Raw genomic sequence first — 8878 nt, 5'->3', positions numbered from 1 at the left:
TCTGCTGCGTCAATTGATTGAACAACGGCGCGGTCAACCACATCGTCGTGATGCCGTACTCCCGGATCGCTTCCCGTAGACGATCCGCATTCAAAATAACGTCGCTGCCGACCAAATACAGCTGCCCGCCGTTCAGCAGCGCTCCCCATATTTCAAACGTCGACGCGTCGAACACGACCGCCCCCGTCTGCAAAATGCGCGTCGTTTCGTCCAACCGGACGTAATTCGTATTTTTTACTAACCGGACCACGTTGCGGTGCTCGACCATGACGCCTTTTGGCTTGCCCGTCGTTCCCGACGTATAGATCACATAGGCCAGATCCTCCGGATCGCTCACCGGCTCCAGATTCGAGGCGTCTTCGTTGTAAGCCCTTTCATCGCTCAAATCTACGACCGTACCCGCAAAGTCCGTGCGCACCAGCTCCTGGCGCTGCGTTAGCAGCAGCTTGGCTCCCGAATCGTCCAGCAGGTAGCGGATGCGCTCCTCCGGGTAGTCCGGATCAACCGGCACGTAGGCGCCTCCGGCCTTCAAAATCGCCAGCACCCCGACCACCATCTCGACGGAACGCTCGGCTAAAATTGCGACAGGCTCATCGCGCTCCACCCCTGCGGCCCGCAGCGTCCGCGCCAGACGGTTCGCCCGTTCGTTCAGCTCGCGGTAGGTCAGCTTCGCATCCTCGCACACGACCGCCGTCTGCTCCGGCGTCCGCTCCGCCTGCGCTTCGAACAGCGCGCCGATGCTCTGCTCCCGCGGGTAATCCGCCGCCGTGTCGTTGAAGACGTTCAGAATCTTGCCGCGCTCCTCGGCGTCAATCAGCGATAAATCAAGTATTTTTTGGGTCGGGCTCTCGATCATATGTTCAGCCACGCAAAGGAACTGCCGGATCAGTTGCGCGACTTCATTTTCATCAAACAGTTCAATACGGTAATCCAGATACAGGACAAGCTTTCCGTCATCCAGCATTTCGACCATGTGAATATCGAAGTCGTTCACGATATCCCCGCAAAAATCGTTGTCCGCCTGCATGACCGAATCGCCGAAAGGAGCAAAGCTCAGCGTACGGTATTGGATGGACGCCCCGAACAAGCGCTGGATATCCTGGCTGCGCCGGGCTTCCCGCAGGTCCTGAACAATTTTGTTGTAAGGATAGCGCTGATGGCGCAGGATCGAAGCCTGTTCTTTGGCTACGTTCTGCAGAAACGCCAGCAGCTCGGACTCAGGCTCCACCCGAACCCGGGTTGCGACCGTGCTGACGAACATGCCGAGCGTATCTTTTTCTTTCTTCGACGTCCGGTTCGCGTACAGCGTTCCGATCGGAATATCCTGCTCTTGCGTCATTTTGTACATGTAAATATACAAAGCGGTCAAGAAGAACGTGAACAGACCGATCCCGTTTTGCTCGCAAAAAGCTTTCACTCCTTGATAAAGCCCGTCGTTCAGCACGACGCTTTCCCGTCTGGCGGCTGTGCCGAGCGTCAACGGATTATAGGATTTCAGCCCGAGCGTCTCCGGGAATTCGCCGAATTTGTTCATCCAGTACGCTCGATCTTTCTGATAGCGGTCCGATTGCTCGTACTCCTGCTCCACCTGAATAAAATCGAGATAGGAAGGCTTGTTTTTCCCCACAGCGGCCGCAGTCTTCCCGCTGACGATCTGCGAGTAATGCTCGCTGATTTGATTGACCGCCTGATTCATGGACACGCCGTCGGTTACGATGTGATGCATTTTAAAATTGAACCAGGTTTCTTTCTCGCCGATCCGAACAATAACGAACCGGTACAAATCCGAATCCAGCAGCTCGAACGGCACCAGATTATGGCGGCGCACCCATTCCTCCGCCTGCACCAAGTCCAGGTCGAGGCATTCGATTTCCTGATCGGCATGCGGCCTCACATATTGCCGGGGAACCCCGTTATCCGACACGATGCGGATGCGAAACGAATCGTTGAGGGCAATCACTTGGTTGATGGCTTGCTTCAAGGCGTCGATCTGCACATGTCCTCTTATTTTAACCGTCCCGATGATGGTGGACGTATTGCGATGCGGATAAAGCAGTTCCGTATACCAAATCCGCTGCTGAGGCTGCGTTAACGAATAAAACTGGATTGTATTTCCGCTCATAAGTCTCTCCCTTTGTGAAAATATTTGGAAAAGATATCCTATTGAAACGCCGTCTGCCTGCCGATTCGCAGCCGGCGGACGTCAGGCCGGTTGTCCGGCCGGGTCCGCACGGAACTGCAGATGGTACAGTTCGGCATAATGCCCCCTTTCGGCAAGCAATTGCTCATGAGTCCCCTTCTCTTTCACCTCGCCATCGGCAATGACGCAAATGACGTCCGCCTGCTCCACCGTGGACAGCCGATGGGCGATGACGAGGGTCGTCCGCCCCTGCATAAGCGCCTGAACCGCTTGCTGCACCTCATGCTCCGATTCGGCGTCCAGCGCCGACGTCGCTTCGTCGAGCAGCAAAATCGGCGCGTTCTTCAGCAGCGCCCGGGCAATGGCAAGGCGCTGGCGCTGGCCGCCGGACAGATTGACGCCCCGCTCGCCGACGACGGTATCGTAGCCGCCCGGCAGCTCGGTAATGAACGCATGGGCATATGCCGCTTTCGCTGCGGCCTCCACTTCCTCCATCGAGGCTCCGGGAGAACCGAGACGAATATTCTCGGCGACGGTGCCGTGAAACAGCGTCGACTCCTGCGGGACGTAAGCCATGAAGTCCCGGATCTCTGCCAGCGTATAGTGTCCCGCCGACTTTCCCCGGATCGTCACCGTTCCCTCATCCGGAGGATAGAAGCCCAGCAGCAGCTTCATGACGGTGCTTTTGCCGCCTCCGCTCGGACCGACGAGCGCCGTCGTCCGCCCCTCCGCTACCGTCAGATTAAGCCGTCGCAGCACCGCGCGGGACGGATCGTAGCCGAACGAAACGCCGCTTAATTCCAGGGCCGTTTGCGGGGAAGCCGCAACCGGCGCTTGATCGGACGGCGCAACCGTTTCGGAAAAACGCTCCGGCTCCCCCGGTTCGTCCAAAATCTCGCGGATCCGGGTCAGGCTCGCAAACGAATTTTGCATCAGCGAGACGGCCGAGCCGAGCTGAAGAAACACCGCCGAAATGCCGGTTTGCAGCTGTACGATTTGCCCGAGCGTGCCAAGCTCCATCTGCTTCCAGGTGACCATCAGGAGGCCGATCACCAGCATGCCTCCCAAGGTCAGAAACTCGATGAAGAAATTGCACGCGTCCTGCAGACCGAGATGGCGGCCCTGCTTGATTCCTGTCTCGCTTACCTCGTCGCTGGCTTCGCTGCACATGCGGCCGACCTTTCCTTTCAAGGCGAACAGTTTGACCACCTGAAGGCCGGTCAGCAGATCGCTGAGCCGTTCCGTGAACCGTGCCGTCTGCTCCTGCAGCCGTCCGCTTATCGCTCGCATCCTTCCCGCGAACCTTGCATTCAGCCAGGCTGACAGCAGGGTCAGTCCGACCGTGACCATGGCAAAGCGCCAGTCCAGCGCAAGCAGGATCACAATCGAGCTGACGAACATCGTGATTTCCAAAATAATGGATCGCATATATTCCGTATACGCCCGTTCCAGCGTCTGTACATCGTTGGTCATCCGGGAAATCAGATCGCCGGAGTGACGGCTTTCCGCAGCCCGGTATGGCAGCAGGCCGATATGCGCGAACAATTGCAGGCGGATGTCTGCCAACGTCAATTTCACGCAACGGTGGTATGCATAGCTGCATAAGGGCGATAAAATGCTCAGCGCCAAAAACGTGCCGCACACCAGATAAATCGCCCGGTAAAGCTCCGCCGTATCCCGGTTGACCACAAAATCAAGCAGGTACCGGAGCACGAAAGAAAGCAAAATCGGGACGCTTGCGTTGGTGAGGCTGTTGCCGAACAAGCCGATGTAGTACAGCTTGCTTCGCGGCTTCATAAACGACATCATGTGCCGAAAATCATCGAACCCCTGCTTGAAGGTCACGCTCTCCCCCCCTTGCCGCCTGCGAACGGTCAAGTCCGGCGGTATCCTCGTCCTCCGCAGCTGCAAACTGCTGAACGTATAATTTGCTGTACACTCCGTTATGTCGCAGCAGCTCGTCGTGCGTCCCGCTCTCCGCGATCCGCCCCTGATCCAGCACGATAATGCGGTCGGCCTGCCGGACGGTGGACAACCGGTGGGCGATGACGAGCACGGTACGGCCTCCCATCATGCTCTTCAGGGCGCTTTGCACAAGCGCCTCGGAATGGCTGTCGAGCGCCGAGGTAGGCTCGTCCAGCAGCAGCAGGGAAGTGTCCTTCAGGAACGCCCTGGCGATGGCAATCCGCTGCTTTTGCCCCCCGGACAGACCGCCTCCCCGTTCGCCGAGCAGCGTCTCATAGCCTTGCGGAAGCTGCATGATAAATTCATGCGCATGTGCGGCTTTCGCCGCCTCGACGATGTCCTCGCGGGTAGCGCCTGCGCGCCCGTAACCGATATTTTCGGCAATGGTGGCCGGAAACAGATACGATTCCTGAGACACCAGCGATAGGCGGGTACGCAGCTCGGCCAGATCCCAATCGGACAGGGGCCGGCCGAGTACTTCGATCGTGCCGCCGCCATTCGGCTCGGGCTCGTAAAATCCGCACAGCAGCTTAAAAAGGGTGCTTTTGCCGCCTCCGCTGCCGCCGACAATCGCTACCGTCTCGCCTTCGTTCACCTGAAAGCTGATCCCGTCCAGCACCTTCGTTTCGCCGTCGTAGGAGAATGTCACCGCCTCGAACCGTACCGGGGCGGCAGCGGGCCGAATCGGCAGGTTCATTTGCCCTTTCCGTTCCGCCGGCCAATCCAGCGCCTCGAACAAATGCTGGGCGGCTCCCGCAGCTTCTTTGATCTGCGAGATCATCGTCGGGAGCATCGAAATCGGCTGCAGAATGAACGTAATGAGGTAGAGAAACAGGACGATCCCGCCTGCGCTCAGCTCCCCTTGCGCAATCAAATAACCGCCGTAGGCTATGACCAGAATCATGGGCGTAGAGAAGAGCGCGACGCCTATCGGCGTGATCGCCGCATATCGCTTTTCCATGCGCAAGCCTTGTCTGATCACCTCATCCATGATCAGCGTATATTTTTTCAAAAAGGCCGCCTGCATGTTGAATGCCTTGATAATGGCAATCCCGCCGATCGCATCTTGGGCCACGACATTCAGCTCGCTGATCTTCTCCTGAAGCTGAGCCGAATACGTTTGAATCGGCTTGTTCATCAAAGCGGCCAAGACGATGCCGAGCGGCATCAGCACCAGACTGGACAGCACCAGCTTCCAGCTTGTGAGCAAGAGCAAGGTCAGCGCGCCTATAAAAACAACCGGCAAATAAAAGAGGTTGGCGAAATGCTGGATGAAGAAGTTTTGAAGCACGGCGGTATTGTTCGTCAGCCGGGAGACCAGATCTCCCGTAAAGCGGCGCTCCACGTTCGACATCGTCAGATCGCCGAACCGGTCCACCAGCTCGTTTCGCAAATCCCTTAACGCGCTGACGCTAAATTTTGCCGAAGCGTATTTGATGACAAATTTGCACGGCATTCCGACCAGTACCATTCCAAGGACCATAAAAATCATGGCGATGGGCGAATCGATCGTTCCCTCGGCCAACCGTTCGATGGCTTTGCCTAACACGATGTCGATGGCGGCCACACAGAGGGAAGCGAACACCGTGAGCGCAACCCATGGAAAATAAGGTTTGACATAGCGGGCCAATCTGGAAAAAGCAGGGTTTCGTTTGGACAAAAGGGAGCCTCCTATCATCGGACGGCTTTCGATGGCTCAGCAGCCGCCAAACCGTCAATTACGTCTTGCCTGTCCATAGTCTTTGCAGATAGCCGAGGAGCCTTGAATTCCAAAGCTTCAAAATGTGGTTATCATCTTTATCTCCTTTCGCATTCTAGTAGGTTTATCCGGCTTCTCTTCCACCCTTTCGATAAACGTCAAGTCTCAGCGTACCCTAGCGACTAAATTCATATTATTCCGATAAAATTTATGAAGTATAAAGGAGAAGTTGTCCACAATAACAAGAGGTGATCTTCTTCCGGCTTAACCTAAACCATTGACATGGACCATGTCCTGGCGGAAAACAGCCGGTTTCTTTGACGCCGACAATACGTGCAGAATGCTGTCAATAACCTCCGTCTCCTGCTGATGGAGAAAGAAGTGATCGCCTTCAAACAGCTGCAGCTTGAACTCGCTGCTTGTATGCTCCTGCCAGGCGCGAAGCGTGTCTACGCTCACATCATGGTCTTGTGCCCCTCCAAAAACGGTGATCGGGCAGTTCAACGGATTTTCCGGATGGTACGCGTACGTTTCGCAAACGGCGAAATCCGAGCGCAGTCGAGGCATAACAATTTGCATCAATTCGTCATTGTCCAAAATCTCTTCCGGTGTTCCCTTGATGAGCCGAAGCTCATTCTTGAATTGGTCGTCCGGAAGACGATGAAGTATTTTTTTTCCTGAGGCATAGTGCGGTGCGGCTTTTCCTGATGCGAAGAAATGTGCAGGCAATATCTGGTGTTCCCGGTACAGCTTTCGGGCCGTTTCAAAAGCAATCAGCGCCCCCATGCTATGACCGAAAAAAGCAAACGGAGAGTGCAGGAATGGCGTCATTTCCGAAACAAGCGAGTGCACGATGTCCGGAAGCGAGTTGAGCGGGCTCTCCAATGCTCTGCTTTCCCGACCGGGGAGCTGCACGGGGCATACTTTAATCTCTGACGGAAACTTTCGTTTCCAGTTACCGAATACCGACGCTCCGCCACCCGCATATGGAAAGCAGAATAAACGAAGCTTCATGCTCGAGCTGGCCTCGGCATTCAGAAACCAAGAAGGCGTTCGTGAAATCATGTCTACCCCCCTATAGTGTTGTCGAAGATTGAATCCCATTCTCTGCTAATTATATACAAATATTAGGACCCATTGGCATGAGACGATTATCCTAATTTTAGGAAAAGAAATTTACAGGAAACAAAATAACCATTTTCATTCATTTATGTAATAAAATCATATTTATTTTCCATTTTTACTTTTACTTTTTCCCGACAGATTGGCTTATTCATTTTACATTTCATTCATTTTAATTCTAAAGAAACGGTAAATTGACGCCGATTTTCTTAAAACAACTCTAAAAAAGTCCGGTTCCATTAGACATTCCATATCCTATTTATTCATAGCCATTTTGTCGTCATTTACGAAACTAATAAAATCGAAACGAAGATTCCGTTAACGCAAAACGGTTTCCGGCAAGGCTTCACAAAAAAACGCTCATGTCGAATCATGTCAAGCTTACATTCACAAAAACTAAGACTTAAGACCTATAATGATTGTTCGTAATTAAAAACGCTACGCGAATACGATTGAGCAATATCATCCAATTCTTCTTTGAGGGCTTTCTGATATAGTTACAGGGAGGAACTGCTAAGGAGGAAAAACATGCCCAATGAGATTAGAACCGTGTGCTATGACACGGATTTGCAGATAGAAGCCTATCGTTTTGAAGGGATTATGCAAAAATTCCCCAACCATTTTCATGACTATTACGTGATTGGATTTATCGAAGAAGGTCAGCGGTATTTGCAGTGTAATCATCAGGACTATACCATTCATCCCGGCGATATTCTTATTTTCAATCCCAGGGATATTCATTCCTGCGAGCAGATTGATGAGAAAGTATTGGATTACCGCTGTATCAATATACAGCCGGATCGGATGAGACAGGTTGTATTCGAGATCACCGGCCGCGATTATTTGCCTGTTTTCACGCATAACGTGATTTGCCGAAGCGAGCTTGCATCCTCCTTGCAGGAACTGCACCACATGATCTGTGAAGGGGAGACGGACTTTGTAAAAGAGGAATTGTTCTTTTTTCTGATCGGACAGCTTATGCAGGACTATTCGGATACTTCCGCCGAGGGAACGGCCCAGGAGCGTGATTCCGAGTTTCAAGCGGTTTGCGATTATATGGAAACAAATTATTTCCAAAAAATCACGTTGGATGAGTTGAGCGGTATGGTTGGCCTCAGCAAATATCATTTTCTGCGGTCCTTCACCCGGCAGAGAGGAATTTCCCCTTATAATTATCTAGAGACGATACGGATCGGCAGGGCCAAGAAGTTGTTGGAGCAAGGCATTGCTCCCGTTGACGCAGCGCATCAAACCGGATTCAGCGATCAAAGTCATTTTACGAATTTTTTCAAAAGATTCATCGGTTTAACTCCCCGGCAGTATATGCGCATCTTCCTCCATGCCAACCCGATGGAGCGCTCCGTTCCCAAGGAGGACGTATGACGGATTCCCGAAAAAAAGCTGCCGCTCACTTTGCGGCGTTTGTGACCATATTGATTTGGGGGACAACCTTTATCTCGACCAAGGTTTTGCTGGTGGAATTTACCCCCCTTGAAATTTTGGTTTTTCGTTTCATTCTCGGCTATTTCGTGCTGTGGGCGGTTTATCCGCGCTTCTTCAAAACGGGACGCATTCGAGAGGAGCTGCTCTTCGCAGGGGCCGGGCTTTGCGGCGTTACCATGTATTTTTTGCTCGAGAATATCGCCTTAGTCCATACCTTGGCCTCAAATGTAGGGATTATCGTTTCCCTTGCTCCGTTTATCACTGCCGTCCTAGCGCATTTTCTGCTGAGGGAGGAGCCGCTGCATCTGCAGTTTTTCATCGGGTTCATCGTCGCGATCCTCGGTATTGTCTTAATCACCTTGAATGGCAGCTATATTTTAAAACTGAATCCGCTAGGCGATGTTCTGGCTATTCTCGCCTGCTTGTTTCGGTGGGCCTATTCCATTTTGATGCGTCATATCAGCAAGCTTGGCTATCCTGCCGTGGGCAGCACCCGCCGTGTCTTTTTT

The 8878-nt window shown here is 53.2% G+C and carries 6 protein-coding genes; 2 read left to right on the top strand and 4 right to left on the bottom strand.

Annotation, left to right across the window (positions count from 1 at the left end):
* From QJ48_RS09750 to QJ48_RS09735, 4 genes are all read right to left on the bottom strand, one after another.
* Positions 1-2122: condensation domain-containing protein (locus QJ48_RS09750; RefSeq protein WP_063858058.1), on the bottom strand; the 2122-nt coding region annotated here is incomplete at its 3' end.
* Positions 2123-2203: 81 nt separating this feature from the next.
* Complete coding sequence (locus QJ48_RS09745; RefSeq protein ID WP_054973435.1) at positions 2204-3985, bottom strand: ABC transporter ATP-binding protein; 1782 nt, start codon at positions 3983-3985, stop codon at positions 2204-2206.
* Positions 3960-5765 carry an ABC transporter ATP-binding protein gene (locus QJ48_RS09740; protein ID WP_082420432.1) on the bottom strand — a complete coding sequence of 602 codons (1806 nt, stop codon included), beginning with the start codon at positions 5763-5765 and terminating at the stop codon, positions 3960-3962. Before QJ48_RS09740 ends, QJ48_RS09745 begins: the two co-directional genes overlap by 26 nt.
* Positions 5766-6068: 303 nt before the next feature.
* Positions 6069-6818: a thioesterase II family protein gene (locus QJ48_RS09735; RefSeq protein ID WP_082420433.1), complete on the bottom strand. Its 750-nt coding sequence runs from the start codon at positions 6816-6818 to the stop codon at positions 6069-6071.
* A gap of 636 nt (positions 6819-7454) precedes the next feature.
* Here QJ48_RS09735 and QJ48_RS09730 point away from each other — a divergent pair.
* Both QJ48_RS09730 and QJ48_RS09725 read left to right on the top strand, forming a co-directional pair.
* A complete protein-coding gene (locus tag QJ48_RS09730) occupies positions 7455-8309 on the top strand; it encodes an AraC family transcriptional regulator (RefSeq protein WP_054973432.1) in 855 nt (284 codons plus the stop codon).
* Positions 8306-8878 (top strand): DMT family transporter (locus QJ48_RS09725; protein WP_157261577.1); only part of this gene is annotated, 573 nt, incomplete at its 3' end. The genes QJ48_RS09730 and QJ48_RS09725, both read left to right, overlap by 4 nt.

It is taken from the genome of Paenibacillus sp. A3 (assembly GCF_001399685.1).
Lineage (GTDB): Bacteria > Bacillota > Bacilli > Paenibacillales > NBRC-103111 > Paenibacillus_G.
Note: the sequence above shows the minus strand (reverse complement) of the source record. Positions and strands in the feature narration are given on the sequence as shown.

Coding starts and splice junctions, on each gene's coding strand:
- QJ48_RS09730 (WP_054973432.1), top strand. CDS start 7,455: ATGCCCAATGAGATTAGAACCGTGTGCTATGACACGGATTTGCAGATA.
- QJ48_RS09735 (WP_082420433.1), bottom strand. CDS start 6,818: ATGAAGCTTCGTTTATTCTGCTTTCCATATGCGGGTGGCGGAGCGTCG.